Raw genomic sequence first — 21,775 nt, forward strand, 5'->3', positions numbered from 1 at the left:
CCTTGACCGCCTACTGTCAGACCCAACACGACCAACAGGCGTTGCAATCACCAGTTGAGACCGCCCCGCTGATCTTGGACTCGCCGAGCCAAGCAGCTGCCGCGGAACTCTCCTCTCAACCGGCGCAGGAGCTCGCCCAGGCCGCCCAGGTCGCCCAGGCCGTCACGGCCGGTCGTCCGATTCGTGGCCACCGCGCGGGCGAGGCGTGGCGAGGCCGTCGAGGATGAGTTCGCTGACCGCTGCGGAGAAGCGCGCTGCGTCGGCGGACGGATCGGCGGACGGCCCCTCGACCGCTGCACTGAGGCCGGCGACGGTGATGGCGCCGAAGACGCTCAGGGCCACGGCGCCCGGATCGGCGACCTGGCGCAGCGACCCGTCGGCGACGCCGTCGGCCAGCAGCTTCTCGATCGGCTCGTAGAACGCGCTGCGCAACGCCACCGCCAGGTCAGGCAGCCGGGTGGCCCGACCGAGGTCGCCCACCAGCGCCCGGCACAGGAACGGGTGCTCGAGCATCACGCCCAACTGCGCGGCGACCGCCGCCTCGAGACGGGTCCGCGCGTCCTCAGCGCTCGACACCGCAACACCGACGGCCCCGGCGATCATCTCCAGCAGGTCGGTGAGGAGGAACTCCAGGACGGCGTTCTTGCCATCGAGGTGGTAGTAGATCGTGGCCTTGGGAATGCCCGTGGCCTCGGCGATGTCCTCGATCTTGGTGCCATCCAGACCGCGCTCCGCGATCAACTCGGCCGCGCCGTACAGCTGACTGGCCAGCTTCGCCGGCAGCTTCCTCATTGCCCACCTCTGCTCCCTGTCCGCCCGGACCGTTCGGTTCTCGGGGGTCGACGCCGTCCACATCGTATGTTGTACTGCGAGTACAAACCAAAGATCTAGACGATTGGTGCAGAGGATGCGGCGTGGCGCTCGGCCGGAGATCGGGGGGCCGCTGAGGTCTGCCCTCCGTGTCGGGCACCGCTTCCCAGCGATCGTGGTTCTCGGCTGGGTGCTGGCGGCCGCGGCGCTCTCGCTCCTGGTGACTCCGCTCGGGACCGTGGTCGAACGCAGCAGCACCGCGTTCCTGCCCGAGGACTCCCCGACGCTGCACGGGCTGCGGGTGATGGACACCGCCTTTGGGTCCGGCGACACCCAGTCCTACGTGTTTGTCGTCATCACCGACGACGACGGGCTGGGTGCCGCTGACCGTCGTGTCTACGCCGACCTCGTTCACGCCCTCGAGGAGGAGCCGGGGCGGGTCTCGGAGGTCCAGGACTACCTCGGCCAACCTCAGGCGCAGCGGTCGATGACCAGCAAGGACGGCGAAGCGACCTACCTGGTCGTCGGGCTGCGCTCCGCGGTCGGGTCACCGGCCTCCGATGAGGACGTGAAGTGGCTTCGCTCGGTCGTCGACGAGCTCGACGTCCCACCCGGAACCGACGTCCACGTGACCGGCGACCCAGCGATGATCACGGACCTGACCACGGCGGTGAACGACGCCTCGTTGAAGATCACCGCCGTCTCCCTCCTCCTGCTGGTCGGGATCCTGTGGCTGGTCTACCGCCGGTTCGCGACCGTGCTCGTGTCGCTGGTGACCATCGGCGTGGCCTTGTTGTGCACCCGCGGCGCCCTTGCCTGGGCAGGGGAGCATGGGCTGGCGCTGTCCACCTACACCGATGCGTTCGTCGTGGCTATCACGTTGGGCGCCGGGACCGACTACTGCGTGTTCCTCATCTCCCGATTCCGTGAGGAGTACGGCAACGGCCTCGAACCCTCCGAAGCGGTCGCCGAATCGGTCTCCCGGGTCGGCCCAGCACTGCTCGCCTCGGCGGCCACCGTCATCCTCGGCGCCACCTGCCTGGGCTTCACCGATCTCGCCATCTTCGCCACCACCGGCCCCCCGATGGCGATCTGCGTCGCAGTCACCGTCGCGGTCAGCCTCACCTTCACCCCCGCACTGATGCGCTGGCTCGGCCCGCGAATCGGACCCGCCCCGGCAACCCGGGCGGACTCCCGTTGGGCCCGCACCGGACGCCTCGTCGCCCGCCGCCCCGCCCAGATCCTGATCGCCGGGGTGACGGTGCTGATTCTGCTGGCGTTGGTGCTGCCCACGATGCAGCTCTCCTTCGACGAACGAGCAGCCCAACCCGCCGACACCCCCAGCAACTTGGGACTCGCGGCGATGGCCGAGCACTTCCCGCCGAACCAGACGCTGCCGGACTACGTGCTCATCGGTTCCGACCACGACATGGCCAACACCCGAGACCTTGCCGTCCTGAACTCGGTCAGCGCCGCGGTAGCCAAGGTCGACGGCGCCGACCAGGTCCGCAGCATCACCCAGCCGACCGGTACATCGCTGAAGCCCGCCTCGATCGCCAACCAGCTCGGCAAGCTCGCCCAAGGACTGCGCAAGGCCGACCGCAAGCTCGAGGCCGGAGAGCCCGGGCTGGAACGACTCGCGTCGGGGGCCGGAGACCTCGGCGGCGCCCTCGACCAGGTCTCCTCCGGCGCCGGCAAGGCCCAAGACGGCGCCGGGAAGCTCAGCGACGGCACCCGCCGCATCGCCGACGGCCTCGGCCAGGCCGCCGACCGCACGAACCAGGCCGCCAGCGGTGCCCGCAGGCTCCGTGACGGTGCCGCCGCGCTGGCCGCCGGACTCCGCACCGCCCACGACCAGGTCACCCAAGCGGTCGAGGGCCTCGGCATGATCGTCGAGGCCCTTGAGGGCGACCCGCTCTGTACGGCCGACCCGACCTGCAGACGTTCCCGCGAAGGGCTGCGCACGATCTACACCGGACAGCGGGACCAGCTCCTGCCAGGCCTCGCCAAAGCGGCCGCCGGCGCCGAGCGTCTTGCTGCCGGCGACGGACGCCTCGCGACCGGGCTCGACCAGCTCGCCGCCGGACTTCGCCAGGCACAGTCCGGCAGCAACCGGATCGCCCGCGGGCAGGCCCTGTTGAGCGAGAAGCTCGGCGAACTCGAAGGAGGCACCGAGCGGCTCGCGACCGGGGCCGCCGGTATCGCACCGGGCATCGAGCAGCTCCTGACGCAGACCGAGAAGTTGAGCAACGGGCTCGATGACTCCGGCGACTACCTCCGCGCCGTCAACCAACGTGCCGACACTCCCGAGGCCGGCGGTTTCTACCTACCCGCCTCCGCGCTCGAGAAGCCCGATTTCGCTCTTGCCCGCAACCTGTTCCTCTCCGAGGACGGAAAACTGGCACGAATCCAGGTGACCGGCGACACCGACCCGCTCACCCCCGCCGGCCAGGAGCGCTACAACGAGATCCAGGACGCCGCCGAGCAGGCCATGAACAACACCCGCCTCGATGGCTCCACCGTCCTCGCCACCGGCGCCGCCGGCCTGGGCGCCGACCTCGCCCACTACCTTGCCGAGGATGCCGTCCTGGTAGTCGCGGCCGTCCTGCTCATGGTGCTGCTGATCCTCATCCTCACCCTGCGCGCCCTGGTCGCACCGCTCTACCTGCTCGCCTCCGTGGTGCTGTCGTGTGCGGCCGCCCTGGGGTTGACCACGCTGGTGTTCCAGCACCTGATCGGCCAGGACATCCATTTCACGGTCCCGGTCATCGTGTTCGTCCTGCTCGTCGCGGTGGGCGCGGACTACAACATCCTGCTGATGAGCCGGATGCGCGAGAGCGGGCTCGCTCTGGACCGCGATGAGGTCGCCCGAGCGGTCACCGCCACCGGACCCGTCATCACCGCCGCCGGCCTGATCTTCGCCTCCACCTTCGTCGCCCTGCTGTTCTCCCCAGTCGAGGCTCTGGCCCAGACCGGGTTCGCTGTCGCCGCAGGACTCCTGCTCGACACGTTCGTCGTTCGCACCCTCGTCGTCCCCGCCTGCGCAGCACTGCTCGAGGACCGCAGCTGGTGGCCACACCGGAACCCGGCCGCGGCATCCGCGCCGCAGCCAGGCACGACTGCCGGTGCTCGCGCATGACCCGACACCCGAAGGGGCTCCCGCCATGGACCACCAGCAGCTGACCTACAGTCCGTTTGACCCAACGGTGATCGCGGATCCCTACCCCGTGTACCGCGAGCTTCGCGACAGCGCCCCCGCGTACTGGTCGCCACAGGCAAGCTCTTGGGTGCTCAGCCGCCACCAGGACGTCTGGGGAGCCCTGGCCGACCCGACGACCTACTCCTCGGCGTCCGGCATCTTCCCCACCCCACCCGGCGTGGACATGACCGAACTGTTCCTGCCCATGCTCATCATGAGCGACCCTCCCCGGCACACCCAGCTGCGCCGCCTCGTCAGCAAGGCCTTCACCCCACGCCGCATCGCCGGGCTCGAGGCGCACATCGAGACCATCGTCGATGGCCTCCTCGACGAGGCCCCGGAAGCCGGCGCCTGGGACTTCGTCTCCGGGTTCGCCGGCCCGCTGCCGGCCATCGTCATCGCCGACATGCTCGGCGTGCCGCGTGAAGACCGCGACCGCTTCAGAACCTGGTCCACCACCCTCATCCAGTCCAACCCCACCCGGGGCGAGATCGGCGCAGGGCTGGACGCCGCGGCCGCGCTCTACGAATACTTCTCCGCGTTCCTCGCCGAACGACGGGCGCACCCCCAAGACGACCTGATGACCGCACTCGTCCACGCCGAGGTGGAAGGTGAACATCTCAGTGAGGACGAGCTCCTTGGCTTCTGCCTGCTGCTACTCGTCGCCGGGCACGAGACGACCACGAACCTGCTCTCCAACAGCGCCGTCGTCCTCGCCCAACACCCCGATAGCCGACGACAGCTGGCCGACAACCCCAAGCTCGTCCCGGCAGCAGTCGAGGAGTTGCTCCGCTACGACTCCCCGGTCCAAGGCCTGGCACGCACCCTGACGCGACAGGTGGACCTGCACGGGCAGGCCATGGAACCCGGCGACACCGTGCTGTTGCTCTTCGGCTCGGCCAACCGAGACGACCAAGCGTTCCCCGAAGCGGACCACTTCGACATCCACCGTGACCCGGAACGCCAGGTCGCGTTCGGACGCGGCATCCACTTCTGCCTCGGCGCATCCCTGGCCCGCCTCGAAGCACGCATCGCGCTGGAAGCACTCCTAGCCCGCCGCCGTGACTGGGACGTCGACCTCGACTCAGCGGTGCGACTCCGCTCCGGGCCGATCCGCGGGTACTCCTCGCTGCCCCTGCGATAGGACAGGCGCACGCCGCATCCTCAGGAAGGGGACACCAATGAAGGATGATCCGAAGCCGAGCCGCGCTTGCGTCCTCCATGCGGTGATCGAGGAGATCCTCGCCCGCAATGACGGGCAGATTCCCACCGACATCGTCGGCATCGACACCTTCTTCGATGGCATCGAAGACCTCGCGAACGCTCTTCTGCTCCGATGGCACACACGCCTGGTGGCATCGCTGGAACGAGGGCTCGCCGACGAACCCGAGGACCGCGAGGACGCCGTCATCGAGGCATGGCAGCACGCCAACTGGATCTACTGGGGCGTCCGGAAGGTCATCGACGACCTCGCGGACCACCCGCCCAACACGGAAGTTGCACACGCCGTCCGCGCAACCGCACGCAACGACTGGGCCGCCATGGCCCTCGCGGCCGGGCTGGCCAGTGCTTTCGATGAACCAGCTGTCCGCGTCGGACACCGTCTCGAACTCGAAGCGCGACGACGCGACCTCGTCCAGGAAAGCGGGCCCCGCGTTCCTTGGCCGCGAACCGTGCTCGGCAAGGTCAAGACAGCGCTCACGCGCTGAGGGGTCACCGCGATGTTGACCGGTCCGCAGCGGCGGGGCGGCGGGCGTGCGGACCCGAACTGGCTGGTGGGGTGACGGTCACCTGCGACAATGCCTCAGCGACAGGCCACCTCGCCGAGCGCTGAGGAATCCGCGTCAGACAGAGATTCCAGACAGAGATCGCGCCGGACAAACCGGCAACGCCTCCGCAGGAACCCGGATAGAACGAACCGGTTTGAGCGTGAGAACCATCCGCTCCGCTACCGTCCCGCTCACTAGCCATCACGTGGCACCAGTGGCAGGCGGCGTACCCGACGCTCAGCAGCACCGGGACGTTGCGGCGCCGCGCCTCATCGAACGGCTCCGGACCCCACTCCCACCAGTCGACGGGGTTGTCGGCGTGCTGGAGGAGGTACGGCGAGGTCGCGGACGCGAGTCGGTTCGTCACGACTCCCACGCTACGGGCCAGCGCATGGGCGGTTGCCGCCGTGCGGGCTCAGACCTTGGTCGGGATCGCGGTGATCGTGCCGCCGTCCATCACGAACTCCGACCCGGTGGTGAACGACGACTCGTCGCTGGCGAGGAAGACCACGAACGACGCGACCTCCTCGGGGCGTCCGGGCCGGCCGAGCGGGATCGGGATCAGGTCCTCGGGCATGGCATCGGTGGCGGGCGTGGAGATCCGGCCGGGGTGCAGCGAGTTGACCCGGATGCCGTGCGGGGCGAGCTCCATCGCGGCCGACTTGGTCAGGCCGGTCAGGCCCCACTTCGAGGCGACGTACCCGTGCGCCCACGGAGTGCCGCGCAGTCCCTCGATCGACGAGGTGTTGATGATCGAGCCGCCACCGGCGGCGATCAGCGCCTCGGTGGCCGCGCGCATGCCGAGGAACGGGCCGGTGAGGTTGACGTCGAGCATCTCCTGCCACTGCGCGCGCTTGTAGCGCTGCAGCTGGCCGCCGTTGAAGATGCCGGCGTTGTTGAAGAGCACGTCGAGCCTGCCGAACTCCGCGACGGTGAACGCGACGGCCGCTCGCCAGTCCTCGTCGCTGGTGACGTCGAGGTGCACGTAGCGGGCGTTCGCGCCGAGCTCGTCGGCGAGCACGGCGCCCTCCTCGTCGAGCAGGTCGCCGATGACGACCTGGGCGCCCTCAGCCACGAGCATCCGGGCGCTGGCGCCACCGATGTTGCGCGCGCCGCCACTGATCAGGACGACCTTTCCTGCGACACGACCCTCCGCACGACCCATGCGTGGCAAGATAGCACCGGCAACTAGAACAAGTTCTAGAAATGAGACGGACATGACCATTCGCGTCGCCCAGGTCGCCACGGGGAACGCCGGCATGCTGACGCTGCGGCAGCTGATCGCCGACGACCGGTTCGAGCTGGTCGCGGTCAGCACCTCGAACCCGGACAAGGTCGGCCGCGACGCGGGCGAGCTCGCCGGGCTCGACGTCACGACCGGCGTCGCCGCCGTCGGCGACCTGGACGCGTTGATCGCGGCCGGGCCCGAGTGCGTCGTCTACTGCGCGATGGGCGACACCCGCCCGCGCGAGGCCACCAACGACGTCCGCAAGCTCCTCGAGGCCGGCATCGACGTGGTCGGCTCGGCGCCGGGAACGCTGCAGTTCCCCTGGGGCACGATGCCGCAGCCGGTCATCGACAAGGTCGAGGCGTCCGCCCGCGCCGGCAACGCGACCGTCTACATCACCGGCGTCGACCCCGGCTTCGCGAGCGACCTGGTCCCGCTCGCGCTGGCGAGCACGTGCCAGCGCATCGAGCAGATCCGCTGCTACGAGCTCGCGGACTACGCGACGTACGACGGCACCGAGGTGATGTTCGACCTGATGGGCTTCGGCAGCCCCGTCGACTCCACGCCCCTGCTGTTCCTCCCCGGCGTGCTCGCGCTCGCGTGGGGCACCGCCATCCGGATGATGGCCGCGGGCCTCGGCATCGAGGTCGACGAGATCGTCGAGTTCTGGGAGGCCGAGCCGGCCCCGGAGTCCTACGACATCGCCGCCGGGCGGATCGAGAAGGGCACGATCGCCGCCCTGCACTTCTCCATCTCCGGGATGGTCGGCGGCCACCCGGCGATCGTGGTCGAGCACGTCACGCGCACCCGCGACGACCTGCGTCCCGACTGGGCGCGCCCGACCAGCGGCGGCGGCGCCTACCGCGTCGAGATCACCGGCGAGCCGTCGTACGTCGTCGACATCGTGCCGAGCAGCGAGCACGGCGACCACAACCACGCCGCGATCGTGGCCGCCTGCGGTCGGATCGTGAACGCCATCCCCGACGTGCGCGCCGCCGAGCCGGGCATCCGGACGACGCTCGACCTCCCGCTGCCGACCGGCCGCGGGACGTACGTCGCACCCGCCTAGGGAGCCAGCTCCTCGTCGACCACGTCGCGGCCGTCCGCGGTGAGCGGGTGCTCGTCGATGGCCTCCACGGCCTCGGTCAGCTCGGGCTCGGCCGCGGGCCGACGGTCGAGGTGGATGCCGGCGATCATGCAGCGCACGGAGCCGCCGGCCAGCTCGATCGTCGGGATGTCGACCGAGACGATCGTGCAGGACTTCTCGATCTCGTCGATCTGGTCCTGGCGCAGGCTGCGGTGGGCGCTGGCCGACATCGCCATGATGTAGTTCCGGCGGCCGTCGTTGGTGCGGCCGCAGAGCTCGACGGCGTTCCCGGCGAACTGGCGCACCTGCTCCTCCGTGAGCTCGACGACCGTGCGGCCGTTGACCGTCAGCCGCTCGCGGACCTGCTCGCGACGGTGCTTGTCGGGGATCAGCTCGAGCGCGAACAGCGCGACGTCGGTGCCGACGCAGCCCATCACGTTCGTGTGGTAGACCGGGACGCCGTCGTGGTCGACCGCGTCGAAGGCCATCGGCTCGTAGCCGAAGTCGGTGCAGAAGCGCTCGAGCACGTGGGTGTCGGCGCGGTGGCTGCGCGCGGCGTACGCCACCCGCGACACGTGGTCGAGCACCATCGCGCCGGTGCCCTCGAGGAAGATGCCGTCAGGCTCCAGGCCGGAGTAGTCGACGATCGTCTGCACGCGGTACTCGGACTTGAGCAGCTCGAGCACGTCGGCGCGGCGCTCGTGGCGCCGGTTGGAGGCGTACATCGGGTAGACCGCGACGTGGCCACCGGCGTGCGTGGAGAGCCAGTTGTTCGGGAACACGCTGTCCGGCCGGGTGTGGTCCTCGTCGGAGAACACGTGGACCCGTACGCCGGCCGCCCGCAGCGCCTCGGCGACCGCGTCCATCTCCGCGAGCGCCTTGGCGGCGGTCTCGTCGTCGTCCTGGCCCGCCGGTACGTCGTGCTGGAACGCGTTGTCGGCGGCGGTCGCCGGGTTGGGCTTGAACCGCTCGGCGCGGATCAGGATCACAGCGGAAGGGGCCTGTGCACTCACAACGTACGAATGTAAGCCAGCACCCCGGTCGGGGTCGCATCCGCGAGGCCCGATTCCGGCGTTTCGGTTGCAGCGACCGCCGCGACCACGTTGAGTTCCCTCATGGCGCTGATCCGCGGCACGTCGCTCACGGCATTCCGTGAGGTCGTCGCGGAGCGCGGCGGCGACCCGGACCGGCTCCTGGCCGAGGTCGGCATCGCGCCGGAGGCGATCGGCGACTACGGCACCTTCATCGACTTCAGCGCGATGCTGGTGGTGATCGAACGGGCGGCGTACGTCACCGGCTCGACGGACCTGGGCCGCGTGCTCGCCAGCCGGCAGGGCATCGAGGTGCTCGGCTCGGTCGGCGCCGCGGCGCGCAGCGCCCCGACGGTGGCGGCCGCGCTGTCCACGATCGAGCGCTACCTGCGCGCCTACTCGCCCGCGCTCGAGGTGGAGGTCGTGGTCAGCGGGGACCGCGCGCGGCTCCAGCTGCGCCGCCTGGTCGACGACGCCATGCTCGCGTTCCCCAACGCCAGCGAGACCGGCGCCGGGCTGACCCTCGGCGTGCTGCGCCACCTGATCGGGCCGGACTGGTCGCCGCTGCGGGTCGAGCTGGCGCACCGCCCGCTGGGTCCGCTGGCCGACTACGAGGCGTACTTCGGCTGCGGCGTCGACTTCCTGCGGCCGACGACGGCGTTCCAGCTCAACGCCGCGGTCCTGGCGCAGCCGGTGTCGACCGACGTCGAGACGCACGAGGCGATGGTCAGCTACCTGCAGTCCATCGCGCCGTACACCCCGCAGGGCATCCAGCCCGTGGTCGAGGCGCTGGTGCGCCGGCTGCTGCCCTGCGGCCGCACCGAGCTGCCGGTGGTCGCCGACGAGCTCGGCCTGCACCCGCGCACCCTCCAGCGCCGCCTCGAGGAGGAGGGCGTCACGTTCGCCGAGGTCGTGCAGCGGGTGCGGCGGCGTACCGCCGAGCAGTACCTGCGCGACTCGGACATGTCGCTGAGGCACCTGGCCACCGAGCTCGGCTACCTCGAGCAGAGCACGTTCACCCGAGCCTGCCACCGGTGGTTCGGGATGAGCCCGCTCGCCTACCGGCGTTCCCTCAGGACTCCTGCGGGAGTCGACTGACCCACCAGGTCGCAGCAGGTGGCGTGATGTCGATGCGGGCCCGGGAACCGCACCGACTCCACCGAGTGCCGCGTGCTGCGGTACGACCATTCTCCTGGGGCCGGTCGTCCCCGGGCTTGCCGCGCGGCGACAGCTTTTTGGCATTTGGCGACAAATCCCGGTCCCCACGCTGTGTCCTGCACCACGAACCTTGGTTGACTGGCCCCATGGACGCCAGCGCGTGGGATGCGAGGTACGCCGCCAGCGACCTGGTCTGGTCGGCGGAGCCCAACCGCTTCGTGGAGTCCGAGCTCGCGGACCTGGCGCCGGGCCGGGCACTGGACCTGGCCGCCGGCGAGGGCCGCAACGCGATCTGGCTGGCGCGGCGCGGGTGGGACGTCACGGCCGTCGACTACTCGCAGGTCGGCCTCGACAAGGGCCGCGCGCTGGCGGGTGACACCGCCGTGCGCTGGGTGTGCGCCGACGCGACGGCGTGGGACGAGGCGGCGGCGTACGACCTGACGGTGATGGCCTACCTGCAGGTGCCGGCGGCGGACCGCCGAGCGGCGGTGCGCGCGGGCTTCGACTCGCTCCGGCCGGGCGGGACCCTGCTGGTGGTCGGGCACGACTCGCAGAACCTCGTCGAGGGCGTCGGCGGGCCGCAGGACCCGGGCGTGCTGTACACCGCTCAGGACCTGCTGGACGACCTCGCCGGCCAGCGCTTCGAGACGGTCCGCGCGGAGCGGGTCGAGCGGCCGACCGACGAGGGTGTCGCGCTCGACGTGCTGCTGCGCGTGGTCAGGCGCTAGTGCTGGGGTCCTGCTCCACCGGGATCGGGTCCGGCTTCGTCCGGTCCGACGGGTCGTAGAGCCCGGCGTCCTCCGCCGCCTGCGCCTTGCGGAGCTGCTTGGTGAGGCTCCAGCCCAGGAACGCCACCGCGGCGATCAGCCCCAGGAAGATCGCGAACGCCATCCAACCGGCCTTGACGTCCTCGGCTTCCGGGACCTCGTCGACCAGGCTCACGATCATGGGCAGGACGCTCAGCAGGTGCATGGGGACAGTCTCTCAGGCGGGTGTGGGGATGCCCGCGAAGAGGTCGTCCTCCGGGGCCCCGGACGGGACGTGGCTCACGACCAGCTCGAAGTCCTCGGTCGGCCAGACGTCCAGCTGGATCTCGCGCGGGATCGCGAACCAGAACCCGTCCGGGTCGATCTGGGTGGCGTGCGCGAGCAGCGCCTGGTCGCGGACGCCGAAGTAGTCGCCGCACGGGACCCGCGTGGTGACGCGGGCGTCCCACTCGGGCTCCGGCTCCCACTCCTTCAGCCGCTCCTCCCACGGCGACTCCAGGCCGTGGGCGATCATCGCGTCGTGGATCGCCTGGATCCGCGCCCGGTTGAACGAGTGGTGGTAGTACAGCTTGAGCACCTGCCAGGGCTCGCCGAGCTCCGGGTAGCGCTCGGGGTCCGCGGCCGCCTCGAACGCGTAGACGCTGATCTCGTGGCACTTGATGTGGTCGGGGTGCGGGTAGCCACCGCGCTCGTCGTACGTCGTGAGCACGTGCGGGCGGAACTCGCGGATCAGCTTCACCAGCGGCGCCGCCGCCTCCTCGAGGGGGACGAGTGCGAAGCAGCCCTCCGGCAGGGGCGGCTTCGGGTCACCCTCGGGCCAGCCGGAGTCGACCCAGCCGAGCCAGTCCTGGCGGATGCCGAGGATGTCGCGGGCCCGCTCCATCTCCTGGCGCCGGATCTCGGTGATGTTCTCGAGGATGTCGGGGCGGTCCATCTTCGGATTGAGGATCGAGCCACGCTCGCCACCGGTGCACGTCGCGACGTGCACGTCGACGCCCTGGGCGACGTACATCGCGGTGCTGGCGGCGCCCTTGCTCGACTCGTCGTCGGGGTGGGCGTGGACATGCATGAGCCGGAGCCCGGCGCGGGAGGGGTGCTGCGTCACCCGATCATCCTAGGTGGGACCATTTGCGTGTGACCGCGCCGACCGACCTGACCGAGCGGTACGGCGCGCCCGAGCCCTGGCGCCGGGCGGTCCTGCTCGGCCTGAGCGTCGCGCTCGCGGGCGCGTTCCTCGGCTGGCTGGGCTGGACGATCTGGGCGCAGTCGACACCGTCGGTCGAGTCCGAGATGGTCGGCTGGGAGGCCGTCGACGACCACCGGGCCACCGCGGTGGTGCAGATCCAGCTCGACGGCGACGCCGAAGGGGCGTCCTGCCTGCTGCGGGCCTACGCCGAGGACCACACCGTGGTCGGCGAGCTGAACTTCACCCCCGAGCGCTCCGGACTGAACGAGCAGGCGATCCGGACCGAGCGGCTGGCGACCTCCGTGGAGCTCCTCGGGTGCACCGCCGAGGGCCAGAACCGGCGCCGCTGAACCCACCTGTTGTTACAGTTGGTGAACTGACCGTCCCGCAGGGCCGTCGAGGAAACGGCCCGCGCGTGAGAATGCACGGCCGTTTCCGCCGGTGCCGGGCGGGGCACAACCCGACGAGCGACGGACCGTTTCGTCGTACCTCGATGTAGCAGGAGTAACCCGATGACGCAGTCGACCGAGCAGGGCACCATCTGGCTGACCCAGGACGCCTACGACAAGCTCACCGCCGAGCTGGAGGACCTCAAGGGTCCCGTGCGCCAGGAGATCATCGCCCGGATCTCGGCCGCCCGCGACGAGGGCGACCTCAAGGAGAACGGCGGCTACCACTCGGCCCGCGAGGAGCAGGGCAAGCTCGAGGGCCGCATCCGTCAGCTCGAGGACATGCTCCAGCGCGCCGAGGTCGGCGAGACCCCCGCGGACGACGGCGTCGTCGAGCCCGGGATGAAGGTCACCTACAAGTTCGTCGGCGATGACGACGACGAGGCCGAGACGTTCCTGCTGGGTGCGCGCGAGATCGAGCCCGAGGGCCTCACCGTCTACTCGCCGTCCTCCCCGCTCGGTTCGGCCATCAACGGCCGCAGCAAGGGCGAGACCGTCAGCTACCTCGCGCCCAACGGCAAGGAGCTGCAGGTCGTGATCCTCGACGCGGTGCCGTTCACCGGCTGACCCGTGTGGGTCGGGCCGGGGCGATAGTCCCTCACGTTGTGGCTGTCGTTCACGGCGTGTCGGCAACCAAAACGTTAGGGACTATCCCGCCGCGGCGGATCACTCGTAGACGCGGTAGCCCCGCTCCCGGAGCCGGCTGAGCAGCTGCTCGGTGTGGGGCTCGCCGCGCGTCTCCAGCTGCAGGTGCACCTCCACCTCGTGCAGGTGCAGCGACGGGGAGATCCGCTCGTGGACGACCTCGAGCACGTTCGCCCCGACGGCGGAGATGTCGCCGAGCAGCTGGGCGAGGCCGCCGGGCAGGTCCGGGATGCAGACCCGCACGTTGAGGTAGCGCCCGGCCGCGGACATGCCGTGCCGGATCACCTTGCCGAGCAGCAGCGGGTCGATGTTGCCGCCGGACAGCACCGCGACCGCGGGCGTCTCGAACGCGTCCGGGTGGTCGAGCAGCGCGGCGACCGCGGCGGCCCCGGCCGGCTCGACGACCATCTTGGCCCGCTCGAGCACGGCGAGCACCGCGCGCGAGAGGGACTCCTCGGAGACCGTGACGATGTCGTCGACGTGGTCGCGCACGGCCGCGAACGTGATCTGGCCGGGCAGGCCGACCGCGATGCCGTCGGCCATCGTCGCCATCGACTCCAGCTTGACCGGGTGGCCGGCCGCGAGCGAGGCGGGGTACGCCGCGGCCTGCGCCGCCTGCACGCCCACCACGCGCACGTCGGGGCGCAGCGCCTTGACCGCGATCGCGACGCCCCCGAGCAGCCCGCCGCCGCCGAGGGAGACCAGCACGGTCTTCACGTCCGGCGCCTGCTCGAGGATCTCGAGCCCGCACGTGCCCTGCCCGGCGACGATGTCGGCGTGGTCGAAGGGGTGGATCAGCACCGCGCCGGTGCGCTCGGCGAAGGCCATCGCCTCCGCGAGCGCATCCTCCAGGTAGCGGCCGTGGAACGAGACGTCCGCGCCGTACCCGCGGGTCGCCTTCTCCTTGGGGATCGGCGCGCCCTCCGGCATGAAGATCGTGGCGCGGATGCCGAGCATCTGCGCGGCCAGGGCGACACCCTGGGCGTGGTTGCCGGCGGAGGCCGCGACGACGCCGTGCGCGCGCTCCTCGGGTGAGAGCCGCGCGATCCGCACGTAGGCACCGCGGGCCTTGAAGGAGCCGGTGCGCTGGAGGTTCTCGCACTTCAGCGACACCGGGCCGCCGGCCAGCGCGGAGAGCCAGCGCGACTCCTCCATCGGGGTCTCGATCGCGACGCCCCGGAGCACCTCGCGCGCGGCCTGGATGTCGGCCAGGCCGACGGTCGCGACGTCATTCATCGGCGTCCTCCTCCGGCTCCACGTCGACGGTCGCCCCGGTCTCCTCGTAGTCCTCCGCGAGCTCCTCGACCGGATCGTCGCCGGGTGAGGTGTTCGCGGCGAGGTGCTCGATGACGGCGTTCAACGACGCGGCGAGCGGCACCGCCACCAGCGCGCCCGCGATGCCCGCGACGATCACGCCGCAGCCGATCGCGATGATCACGCCGAGCGGGTGCACCGACACCCAGCGGCCCATGAGGAAGGGCTGCAGGATGTGGCCCTCGATCTGCTGCACGAGGATCACGACGCCCAGCATCAGCAGCGCGGTGATCGGTCCCTGGTCCACGAGCGCGACCAGGACCGCGACGGTGCCGGCGATGGTCGCGCCGATCATCGGCACGAACGCCCCGAGGAACACCAGCACGCCGATCGCGAGCACGAACGGCACCTGCAGGACCGCGGCGCCGATCATGATGCCGATCGCGTCGACGGCGGCCACGATCACGGTCGCCCGCACGAACTGGGTGAGCGAGATCCACGCGACCCGGCCGGAGCTGTCGACGTGCGGGCGCGCGGCGCGCGGCGCGATCCGCACCATCCAGGCCCAGATCCGCTCGCCGTCGGCCATGAAGAAGTACGTCGAGAACAGCACGATGAAGAAGCCGGCGAACACATGGCCGACGGCGGTGCCGACCTCGGTGACGCTGCCGGCGTCGATGTTCGTGCCGGCGTCCTCGAGCGCCTGCTGGGCCCGGTCGAGCCACTCGTTGATCTGCGAGTCACTGGCGTGCAGCGGGCCGTCCCGCAGCCAGTCGCGGATCTCGCCGAGGCCGGCAGAGGCCTGGTTGGCGAGGTCGGAGCCGCCTCGCGCGACCTGCTGACCGGCGAACGACAGCAGCGCGACGACGAACAGGATCCCGAGGAACACCACGAGCAGCGCGGAGAGCCCGCGCGGGAGCCCGAGCCGCTGCAGCCCGTCCACCAGCGGGACCGCCAGCGCGGTGATGAGCAGCGCGACCGCCACCGGGACCGCGATCACCGCGAAGAACGCGACCAGCCAGAGGATGACGTACGTCGCCGCCGCGATGACCAGCAGCCGCCAGGCCCACGCCGCGGCGAGGTCGACGCCCCACGGGACCTGGGCACGGCTGAAGTTCGACGGCCCACCCGTCACCGGCGCGGGCTGCATCCGGCGCTCGCGCACCTCACGGGCCTCGGCCCACTGGTGGGCGAGCCGGGAGTCGCGCAGGTGGAGGTGTCGCAACCGGCGCCGGTGGACCGTCTCGTCGTCCGGGGTCGGGGTCTCCGGCTCGTCAGCGTCGTTGCTCACGGCGACAGGCTAGTCGCCAGCCTGCGAGCCACCTCGGGACGCTCCGGCGCGAGCAGTCCGACGGCCGCGAGCACGTAGTCGGCGTCCACCACGACGCGGGGTGCGCGGGGCAGCTGCCAGCCGCCGGCGATCTCGCCGGTGCTGCCGGCCAGCACCCGCTCCGCGACGCCGGGACGTCCGTTGCGGAGCACCCCGCCGGAGCCCACGAGCAGGTCGACCTCGCGCAGGTCCTTGCCGGTGCGTTCGACGACGCGGCCCTCCGGGCTGACCACGACCTTGCTCCGGCCGGCGTGCCGGCGCAGGGCGGTGCCGATCGCGAGCCGGGCGATCGCCTCGTCGGCGTCGCGCTCCTCGTCGTCGCCGGGCAGGAAGCCCGGGTCGTCGTGGCGGCGCTGCGCGGCGGCCGTGAGCTCGGGGTGCTCGGCGACCGTGGTGAGGGCCGACCAGCGCATGCCCAGGTCGCCCTCGACGGTTCGGGTGACCCGGGTCGTCGCGACGACCTCGCGCCCGATCGAGTCGGGGTCGAGGTCGACCACCGAGTGGACGTCGGTGGTGGCACCGCCGACGTCGACGACCACGACGTCGCCGGCGGTCTCGGCGAGCAGCTCGACGCCCGTGAGGACGACGTCCGGGGTCGCACCGCGGACCATGGCGGTGAAGTCCGCCCGGCCGCTGAGGTGCTTGCCCCCGATCACGTGCGCCAGGAACATCTCGCGGATCGCGGCCCGCGCCCCCTCGGGCGCGAGCTCGCCGATCCGAGGCACGACGTTGCCGGTCACGACGTGCGGGAGGTCCTGCAGGATCGCGGAGACCTCGGCCCGGGCGTCGGCGTTGCCCGCGACCACGACCGGTCCGCGCCACACCTTCGCCAGCTGCCGCGCCGCCTCCAGCAGCACCTCGCTGTTCCCGCCGTCCGTGCCGCCGGTGAGGAGCACGACGTCGGGGTCGTTCAGGTCGGTCAGCCCGCCGGTGGCCATCGCGACCACGCTCACGACCTTGCCGCCGCTGGAGAGCGCCACCCGGCGCCCGGCCTCGGCGGTCACGAGCTCCTCGTTGCCGACGACCGCGATCCGCAGGCCACCGCCCGCGCTGGAGCAGGCCAGCACCTCGGCGTCCGCGGCCCGCGGGTCCTGCTCGGCGAGCGCGACCATGCAGGCGTCGTACCCGTCGAGGACGTCGGTCGTGATCGTCGTCGGGTGGCTGGCGGACGCGACGATGCGGCCGCGGGCGAGGTCGACGAGCACGGCCTTGGTGAACGTCGACCCGAAGTCGACGCACACCACGGTGCCGTCGTGGTCAGTCAAGCGCGCGCTCGAGGTCGGCGATCAGGTCGTCGGCGGTCTCGATGCCGACGCTGAGCCGGACCAGGTCGGCCGGGACCTCGAGGTCGGTGCCGGCGACGCTGGCGTGGGTCATCCGGCCCGGGTGCTCGATCAGCGACTCGACGCCGCCGAGGGACTCCCCGAGCGTGAAGACCTCGGTGCGCTCGCAGACCTGGAGGGCGTGGGACTCGCCGCCGGTGACGCGGAACGACACCATCCCGCCGAACCGCTTCATCTGCCGCTGCGCGACCTCGTGGCCGGGGTGCGTCTCCAGCCCGGGGTAGATCACGTCGCCGACCTTGGGGTGGCTGCAGAGGAAGTCGACGACCTTCTCGGCGTTGTCGCAGTGCCGGTCCATCCGCACGGCGAGGGTCTTGAGCCCGCGCAGGGTCAGGAACGAGTCGAACGGACCGGCGACCGCGCCCATCGCGTTCTGGTGGAAGCCGACCTTCTCGGCGAGGTCGAGGTCCTTGACCACGAGGGCACCGCCGACGACGTCGGAGTGGCCGCCGCAGTACTTGGTGGTCGAGTGCACGACGGCGTCGGCACCCAGCGTCAGCGGCTGCTGGAGGTACGGCGAGGCGAAGGTGTTGTCGACGACCAGCAGCGCGCCCGCGTCGTGGGCGAGGGTGGCCAGTGCGGCGATGTCGCCGATGTTGAGCAGCGGGTTGGTGGGGGTCTCGACCCAGACCATCTTGGTGACGCCGGGACGGATCGCCCTGCTCACCGCGTCGAGGTCGGACACGGCGGCCGGGCTGTGCTCCAGCCCCCAGACCTTCTCGACTTTGTCGAACAGGCGGAACGTGCCGCCGTACGCGTCGTCGGGGATCACCACGTGGTCGCCGGGCCGGCAGACGCTGCGCACGAGGGTGTCCTCGGCGGCCAGGCCGGAGGCGAACGCGAAGCCGCGCTCCCCCTCCTCCAGGGCCGCGATGTTGCCCTCGAGAGCGGTGCGGGTGGGGTTCGCGGAGCGGCTGTACTCGTAGCCGCCGCGCAGGCCGCCCACGCCGTCCTGCTTGTAGGTGCTGGTCGCGTAGATCGGCGGGATCACCGCACCGGTCGCGGCGTCCGGCTCGTAGCCCGCGTGGATCGCACGCGTCTCGAAGCCGGACTTGTTCCTGTGCTGCTGCTCGCTCATCCCCCGAGGCTAGCGCTGGGCGGGAACGGATCGGTCACCAGCGGTGTTGGAGACTGTGCAACATCACTCCGACAGAAGGAGAGCCCGTGTTCCTCACCCGCAAGGCCCAGATGGTCGCCCCGGAGCAGACCCTGCCGGGCCGCACCGAGCGCAGCTTCCCGCTCGCCGAGAAGCACCGCGTCCTGGACGCGCCACTGGTGACCGACCCCGAAGACGGCGGTGTCCCCGACGGCTTCGAGGTCGCGCTCTTCGGCCTCGGCTGCTTCTGGGGCGCGGAGGAGATCTACTGGCAGGTCCCGGGCGTCTGGTCGACCTCGGTCGGGTACGCCGGCGGCACCACGCCGAACCCGTCGTACGAGGAGGTCTGCAGCGGCGCGACGAACCACACCGAGGCGGTGCGGATCGTCTTCGACCCGACCAAGGTGTCCTTCGCCGACCTGGTGAAGACGTTCTTCGAGGTGCACGACCCGACCCAGGGCTACCGCCAGGGCAACGACGTCGGCACCCAGTACCGCTCGGCGATCTACTACACGACCCCCGAGCAGGAGCAGGTCGCGCGCGAGCTGACGAAGGTGTACGGCGACGAGCTGAAGCGACGCCGCCTCGGTGACATCACCACCGAGATCCGGCCGGCCGCGGAGACGCCGTACTACTACGCCGAGGACATGCACCAGCAGTACCTCGCGAAGAACCCGTTCGGCTACCGCTGCCACGCCAACACCGGCGTGAAGTTCCCCGCGACCGCCTGAGCCCGGCGGCACGTCGGGCTCAGCCCCGGCCGAGCGCGTGGTTCGACTGCTCCGGCTCGTCGGTGTCCGTCTCGGCTGCGACGGACACCACGAGCCCGCCGAGCATGAACGCCACGATGGCGGCTGCGAGCGTCGTGGAGGACAGCGTCGGGATGTAGCGCCGCGCACCGGTGACCGGACCGCTGTCGCCGTGGTAGCCGTGGGTCAGGGCGTGGCCCTTGCCGCGTGCGAGGAGGTACCGGTTGACCGGGTACGCCGCCAGGAACGCCGCCGTCAGGGCGATCATCATGGACACCCAGAACACCCAGTTCGCGAGCCCGGCGTCCATCGCTCCGGGAATGACGGCCATGACGGCGTTGTCGACCAGCTCCATGGTGGCGATGGAGAGCGTGTCGGCGGCGAAGACGACGGCAAGGGCTGCGCCGACGCCGAGGCCCGCCTTGACGAGCGGGAACGTGGAGAGCGTGTAGCCGAACAGGAAGGCCAGGCTCACCGCGAGCGCGATCGTCCACCCGGTGCTCAGGCCGACGGCGGTGCCGATCATCAGGCCGGCGATCTCACCGATGGCGCACCCGGTGAGGCAGTGCAGCGTCGCCGACAGCGCCATCGCGTTCAGCCCGCCCAGGTCGTGGCCGTCGTGGTCGTGGTGGTCGTGGTGGTCGTGCTGGCTCATGGCAGGTCCTCGGGCTCGGACGGGATCTCTTGTCGGGTGCAAACATACCCCCCTGGGGTATGTATTCCGAGGCGTTCGAGGTTGACCGCGTCCTCTCGGGCGCGGGGGGATGCCGGAGGGACGCAGGAGCTAGCCTCGTCCGGTGCTCCCTGGTCAGCCGTCCACCTCCTCCGGCGAGGTCGCCGTCGTCACGCTCTGCGGCTCCATGCGGTTCGCCGAGGAGATCGCCCGGCTCGACGCCGAGCTGACCCTCGCCGGGCACGTCGTCCTGGCCCCGACCGCCCTCGGCCCGGCGACGGAGCTCAGCGCGGCGGACCGCGACGTGCTCGACCGGGTCCACCTGCGCAAGGTCGCGATGGCGGACGAGGTGCTCGTCGTCAACGTCGGCGGGTACGTCGGGGAGAGCACCCGCCGGGAGATCGAGCACGCCCGGTCACGCGGGATCACGGTGCGCTTCCTGGAGCCGTCCGAGAGCGCGTGAACTCGTTCGCCGCGGGCTGTCGTACCTGCTCGACTCCGTTCGTGGGGTAGGTAAAGGTGGACCAGCGGGTCCGCCCGAGCCGAAGGAGCAGACATGGCCCAGTACCTCATCTACTTCAACCAGCAGTGGGTCGGTGACCACCCCGCGGAGTGGTTCCAGGAGCGCGGACCGCTGGCCCGGGCGGCGGTCGACGAGATCATCGCGGCGGGTGAGTACGTCTTCGCCGGTGGGCTCGAGGAGGACCTCGACCTGGCGTTCAGCGCCGACGCCACCAGCGGCGAGGTGCTGCTCACCGACGGTCCCTTCGCCGAGACCAAGGAGTGGCTCGGCGGGCTGACGATCGTCGACGTGCCCGACGTCGAGACCGCCCGGAAGTGGGCCGGCAAGATCGCGGTCGCGTGCGGCTGGCCGCAGGAGGTCCGCCCGTTCAAGCCGTGGAGCTCCCCGAGGTCCGAGCCCGCCGAGGCCTCCCGGGCGGGAGGCACCGAGTACCTCATCTACTTCAACCAGCAGTGGGTCGGAGACCACCCGGAGGAGTGGTTCCAGGAGCGCGGGCACGAGTCGCGGGCCGTCGTGGAGGAGATCATCGCCGCCGGCCACTACTCCTTCGCCGGAGGGCTCGAGGAGGACCTCGACCTGGCCTTCAGCGCCGACGCCACCAGCGGCGAGGTGCTGTTCTCCGACGGCCCGTTCGCCGAGACCAAGGAGTGGCTGGGCGGCTTCACGGTCGTCGACGTACCCGACGTCGAGACCGCCCGGATGTGGACCGGCAAGATCGCGGTCGCCTGTGGCTGGCCGCAGGAGGCGCGGCCGTTCGGCCGGATGCGGGAAGGCTGACCCGACACTGGTCCAGTCCGGCCTCAACCAGACCTCCGAGCATCCCGAAGACCCTGGAGATCTCGGGAACCTCGGGATACGACGCCTGAGGGCGAGTGCACGAGCGCCGGACCGGTGGAGCCCACGGAGCCCACCGTGCTGTGCCGCCGATGCACACGTACGTCGGCCCACCGGCTCGGTGGGCCGGCGTAGCCCTCAACCCGGGCCCCGCGCGCGCCGATGCTCCTGGTGACTCGCCCCTCGGGAAGGAACCCACCAGATGAGCACTGCCCGCCGCACGGTCGCCGCGACCGTCACCTGCTTCGTCCTCGCCGCCGGCACCGCCGGCATCGCCACCTCCGGCGCCGACGCCGCCAAGCCCACGAAGCCGCCGCACGGCTGCTCGAAGCTCGAGGCGCAGGTGGCCAAGGCCGAGGCCGCGCTGGCCCGCCTGACCGCGATCTTCGAGCGGAAGCAGGAGGCCGTCGAGGAGGCCGAGGAGGCCGTCGAGGAGGCGACCCCCGCGGAGCAGCCCGAGGCGCTCGAGGAGCTCGAGGAGGCCGAGGCCGCGGAGACCAAGGCGAAGAAGGCCAAGAAGGCGCAGCAGATGCGCCTGAAGAAGGCCCAGGCGCGGCTGGCCGCGTGCGAGGGGGCGACCGAGCCCACCGAGTCGCCCACCGAGTCGCCCACCGAGTCGCCGAGCGAGCCCGCCGAGGGCTGAG

General features: G+C 71.1%; 22 protein-coding genes and 1 pseudogene. 12 read left to right on the forward strand and 11 right to left on the reverse strand.

What is annotated here, in order from left to right:
* Positions 1-162: 162 nt before the first annotated feature.
* Complete coding sequence (locus ABD875_RS17565) at positions 163-792, reverse strand: TetR/AcrR family transcriptional regulator (protein WP_345180548.1); 630 nt, start codon at positions 790-792, stop codon at positions 163-165.
* 322 nt (positions 793-1,114) lie between these two features.
* Between ABD875_RS17565 and ABD875_RS17570 the strand changes: the two genes are divergently transcribed.
* From ABD875_RS17570 to ABD875_RS17580, 3 genes are read left to right on the forward strand one after another with little or no spacing between them, the layout of a single operon-like run.
* Positions 1,115-3,949 carry an MMPL family transporter gene (locus ABD875_RS17570; RefSeq protein WP_379187274.1) on the forward strand — a complete coding sequence of 945 codons (2,835 nt, stop codon included), beginning with the start codon at positions 1,115-1,117 and terminating at the stop codon, positions 3,947-3,949.
* Between the two features lie 25 nt (positions 3,950-3,974).
* Entirely contained in the window at positions 3,975-5,153 is a 1,179-nt protein-coding gene (locus ABD875_RS17575) for a cytochrome P450 (protein ID WP_345180552.1), read from the forward strand.
* 37 nt (positions 5,154-5,190) lie between these two features.
* Positions 5,191-5,718, forward strand: coding sequence for a hypothetical protein (locus ABD875_RS17580; RefSeq protein ID WP_345180554.1), 528 nt, complete (start codon positions 5,191-5,193; stop codon positions 5,716-5,718).
* Between the two features lie 250 nt (positions 5,719-5,968).
* Here the strand turns inward: ABD875_RS17580 and ABD875_RS17585 are convergent.
* A pseudogene (locus ABD875_RS17585) lies at positions 5,969-6,145 on the reverse strand (DUF255 domain-containing protein); the annotation flags it as partial.
* A gap of 48 nt (positions 6,146-6,193) precedes the next feature.
* Positions 6,194-6,943 (reverse strand): SDR family oxidoreductase, encoded by a 750-nt coding sequence (locus tag ABD875_RS17590; RefSeq protein WP_345180556.1) that lies wholly within the window; start codon positions 6,941-6,943, stop codon positions 6,194-6,196.
* A gap of 52 nt (positions 6,944-6,995) precedes the next feature.
* Here ABD875_RS17590 and ABD875_RS17595 point away from each other — a divergent pair, with 52 nt between their 5' ends.
* Positions 6,996-8,075, forward strand: coding sequence for an NAD(P)H-dependent amine dehydrogenase family protein (locus ABD875_RS17595; protein WP_345180558.1), 1,080 nt, complete (start codon positions 6,996-6,998; stop codon positions 8,073-8,075).
* Here the strand turns inward: ABD875_RS17595 and ctlX are convergent.
* Positions 8,072-9,082, reverse strand: coding sequence for a citrulline utilization hydrolase CtlX (gene ctlX, locus ABD875_RS17600; RefSeq protein WP_345180560.1), 1,011 nt, complete (start codon positions 9,080-9,082; stop codon positions 8,072-8,074). The genes ABD875_RS17595 and ctlX overlap by 4 nt on opposite strands.
* A 126-nt stretch (positions 9,083-9,208) precedes the next feature.
* Between ctlX and ABD875_RS17605 the strand changes: the two genes are divergently transcribed.
* On the forward strand, positions 9,209-10,222 hold the full coding sequence (locus tag ABD875_RS17605; protein WP_345180563.1) for an AraC family transcriptional regulator: 1,014 nt from the start codon (positions 9,209-9,211) through the stop codon (positions 10,220-10,222).
* Between the two features lie 206 nt (positions 10,223-10,428).
* Complete coding sequence (locus tag ABD875_RS17610) at positions 10,429-11,010, forward strand: class I SAM-dependent methyltransferase (RefSeq protein ID WP_345180565.1); 582 nt, start codon at positions 10,429-10,431, stop codon at positions 11,008-11,010.
* On the opposite strand, the gene ABD875_RS17615 is transcribed toward ABD875_RS17610, so the two are convergent.
* Positions 11,000-11,254, reverse strand: coding sequence for a hypothetical protein (locus ABD875_RS17615; protein ID WP_345180567.1), 255 nt, complete (start codon positions 11,252-11,254; stop codon positions 11,000-11,002). The two genes, ABD875_RS17610 and ABD875_RS17615, sit on opposite strands and share 11 nt — an antisense overlap.
* Before the next feature lie 12 nt (positions 11,255-11,266).
* Positions 11,267-12,118, reverse strand: coding sequence for a mycothiol conjugate amidase Mca (gene mca / locus ABD875_RS17620; protein ID WP_345181414.1), 852 nt, complete (start codon positions 12,116-12,118; stop codon positions 11,267-11,269).
* Positions 12,119-12,183: 65 nt separating this feature from the next.
* Between mca and ABD875_RS17625 the strand changes: the two genes are divergently transcribed.
* Positions 12,184-12,585: a DUF4307 domain-containing protein gene (locus tag ABD875_RS17625; RefSeq protein ID WP_345180569.1), complete on the forward strand. Its 402-nt coding sequence runs from the start codon at positions 12,184-12,186 to the stop codon at positions 12,583-12,585.
* Positions 12,586-12,747: 162 nt separating this feature from the next.
* On the forward strand, positions 12,748-13,251 hold the full coding sequence (greA, locus tag ABD875_RS17630; protein WP_345180571.1) for a transcription elongation factor GreA: 504 nt from the start codon (positions 12,748-12,750) through the stop codon (positions 13,249-13,251).
* 99 nt (positions 13,252-13,350) lie between these two features.
* Here the strand turns inward: greA and ilvA are convergent, their stop codons facing one another.
* Genes ilvA through ABD875_RS17650 form a run of 4 tightly spaced genes read right to left on the reverse strand, consistent with a single transcriptional unit; the run spans position 13,351 to position 18,334 of the window.
* Positions 13,351-14,565: a threonine ammonia-lyase gene (gene ilvA, locus ABD875_RS17635; RefSeq protein ID WP_345180573.1), complete on the reverse strand. Its 1,215-nt coding sequence runs from the start codon at positions 14,563-14,565 to the stop codon at positions 13,351-13,353.
* Positions 14,558-15,874, reverse strand: a complete 1,317-nt coding sequence (locus ABD875_RS17640) for an AI-2E family transporter (RefSeq protein WP_345180574.1) — start codon at positions 15,872-15,874, stop codon at positions 14,558-14,560. Before ABD875_RS17640 ends, ilvA begins: the two co-directional genes overlap by 8 nt.
* A complete protein-coding gene (locus tag ABD875_RS17645; protein WP_345180576.1) occupies positions 15,871-17,178 on the reverse strand; it encodes a glutamate mutase L in 1,308 nt (435 codons plus the stop codon). Before ABD875_RS17645 ends, ABD875_RS17640 begins: the two co-directional genes overlap by 4 nt.
* A complete protein-coding gene (locus ABD875_RS17650) occupies positions 17,171-18,334 on the reverse strand; it encodes a cystathionine gamma-synthase (RefSeq protein ID WP_345180578.1) in 1,164 nt (387 codons plus the stop codon). Before ABD875_RS17650 ends, ABD875_RS17645 begins: the two co-directional genes overlap by 8 nt.
* A gap of 86 nt (positions 18,335-18,420) precedes the next feature.
* On the opposite strand from ABD875_RS17650, the gene msrA reads away from it, so the two are divergent.
* Positions 18,421-19,083, forward strand: coding sequence for a peptide-methionine (S)-S-oxide reductase MsrA (gene msrA, locus ABD875_RS17655; RefSeq protein ID WP_345180580.1), 663 nt, complete (start codon positions 18,421-18,423; stop codon positions 19,081-19,083).
* 19 nt (positions 19,084-19,102) lie between these two features.
* Here msrA and ABD875_RS17660 read toward each other — a convergent pair whose 3' ends face one another.
* The gene (locus ABD875_RS17660; protein ID WP_345180583.1) at positions 19,103-19,756 is read right to left on the reverse strand and encodes a DUF4396 domain-containing protein; all 654 of its coding nucleotides are present in this window, start codon (positions 19,754-19,756) and stop codon (positions 19,103-19,105) included.
* 142 nt (positions 19,757-19,898) lie between these two features.
* On the opposite strand from ABD875_RS17660, the gene ABD875_RS17665 reads away from it, so the two are divergent.
* The 3 genes from ABD875_RS17665 (at position 19,899) to ABD875_RS17675 (ending at position 21,774) form a co-directional block, all read left to right on the forward strand.
* Positions 19,899-20,237 carry a hypothetical protein gene (locus ABD875_RS17665; RefSeq protein WP_345180585.1) on the forward strand — a complete coding sequence of 113 codons (339 nt, stop codon included), beginning with the start codon at positions 19,899-19,901 and terminating at the stop codon, positions 20,235-20,237.
* Positions 20,238-20,330: 93 nt separating this feature from the next.
* Complete coding sequence (locus ABD875_RS17670; RefSeq protein WP_345180587.1) at positions 20,331-21,074, forward strand: YciI family protein; 744 nt, start codon at positions 20,331-20,333, stop codon at positions 21,072-21,074.
* Between the two features lie 259 nt (positions 21,075-21,333).
* Positions 21,334-21,774 (forward strand): hypothetical protein, encoded by a 441-nt coding sequence (locus ABD875_RS17675; RefSeq protein WP_345180589.1) that lies wholly within the window; start codon positions 21,334-21,336, stop codon positions 21,772-21,774.
* Position 21,775 lies beyond the last annotated feature (1 nt).

The sequence above is a fragment of the Nocardioides caricicola genome (assembly GCF_039541135.1).
Classification (GTDB): Bacteria; Actinomycetota; Actinomycetes; order Propionibacteriales; family Nocardioidaceae; genus Nocardioides; species Nocardioides caricicola.

Excerpts from the sequence above, each read along its gene's own strand:
- ABD875_RS17565 (WP_345180548.1), bottom strand. The coding sequence starts at position 792 with ATGAGGAAGCTGCCGGCGAAGCTGGCCAGTCAGCTGTACGGCGCGGCC.
- ABD875_RS17570 (WP_379187274.1), top strand. The coding sequence starts at position 1,115 with ATGGACACCGCCTTTGGGTCCGGCGACACCCAGTCCTACGTGTTTGTC.
- ABD875_RS17575 (WP_345180552.1), top strand. The coding sequence starts at position 3,975 with ATGGACCACCAGCAGCTGACCTACAGTCCGTTTGACCCAACGGTGATC.
- ABD875_RS17580 (WP_345180554.1), top strand. The coding sequence starts at position 5,191 with ATGAAGGATGATCCGAAGCCGAGCCGCGCTTGCGTCCTCCATGCGGTG.
- ABD875_RS17590 (WP_345180556.1), bottom strand. The coding sequence starts at position 6,943 with ATGGGTCGTGCGGAGGGTCGTGTCGCAGGAAAGGTCGTCCTGATCAGT.
- ABD875_RS17595 (WP_345180558.1), top strand. The coding sequence starts at position 6,996 with ATGACCATTCGCGTCGCCCAGGTCGCCACGGGGAACGCCGGCATGCTG.
- ABD875_RS17605 (WP_345180563.1), top strand. The coding sequence starts at position 9,209 with ATGGCGCTGATCCGCGGCACGTCGCTCACGGCATTCCGTGAGGTCGTC.
- ABD875_RS17610 (WP_345180565.1), top strand. The coding sequence starts at position 10,429 with ATGGACGCCAGCGCGTGGGATGCGAGGTACGCCGCCAGCGACCTGGTC.
- ABD875_RS17615 (WP_345180567.1), bottom strand. The coding sequence starts at position 11,254 with ATGCACCTGCTGAGCGTCCTGCCCATGATCGTGAGCCTGGTCGACGAG.
- mca (WP_345181414.1), bottom strand. The coding sequence starts at position 12,118 with ATGCATGTCCACGCCCACCCCGACGACGAGTCGAGCAAGGGCGCCGCC.
- greA (WP_345180571.1), top strand. The coding sequence starts at position 12,748 with ATGACGCAGTCGACCGAGCAGGGCACCATCTGGCTGACCCAGGACGCC.
- ilvA (WP_345180573.1), bottom strand. The coding sequence starts at position 14,565 with ATGAATGACGTCGCGACCGTCGGCCTGGCCGACATCCAGGCCGCGCGC.
- ABD875_RS17650 (WP_345180578.1), bottom strand. The coding sequence starts at position 18,334 with ATGAGCGAGCAGCAGCACAGGAACAAGTCCGGCTTCGAGACGCGTGCG.
- ABD875_RS17660 (WP_345180583.1), bottom strand. The coding sequence starts at position 19,756 with ATGAGCCAGCACGACCACCACGACCACCACGACCACGACGGCCACGAC.
- ABD875_RS17670 (WP_345180587.1), top strand. The coding sequence starts at position 20,331 with ATGGCCCAGTACCTCATCTACTTCAACCAGCAGTGGGTCGGTGACCAC.
- ABD875_RS17675 (WP_345180589.1), top strand. The coding sequence starts at position 21,334 with ATGAGCACTGCCCGCCGCACGGTCGCCGCGACCGTCACCTGCTTCGTC.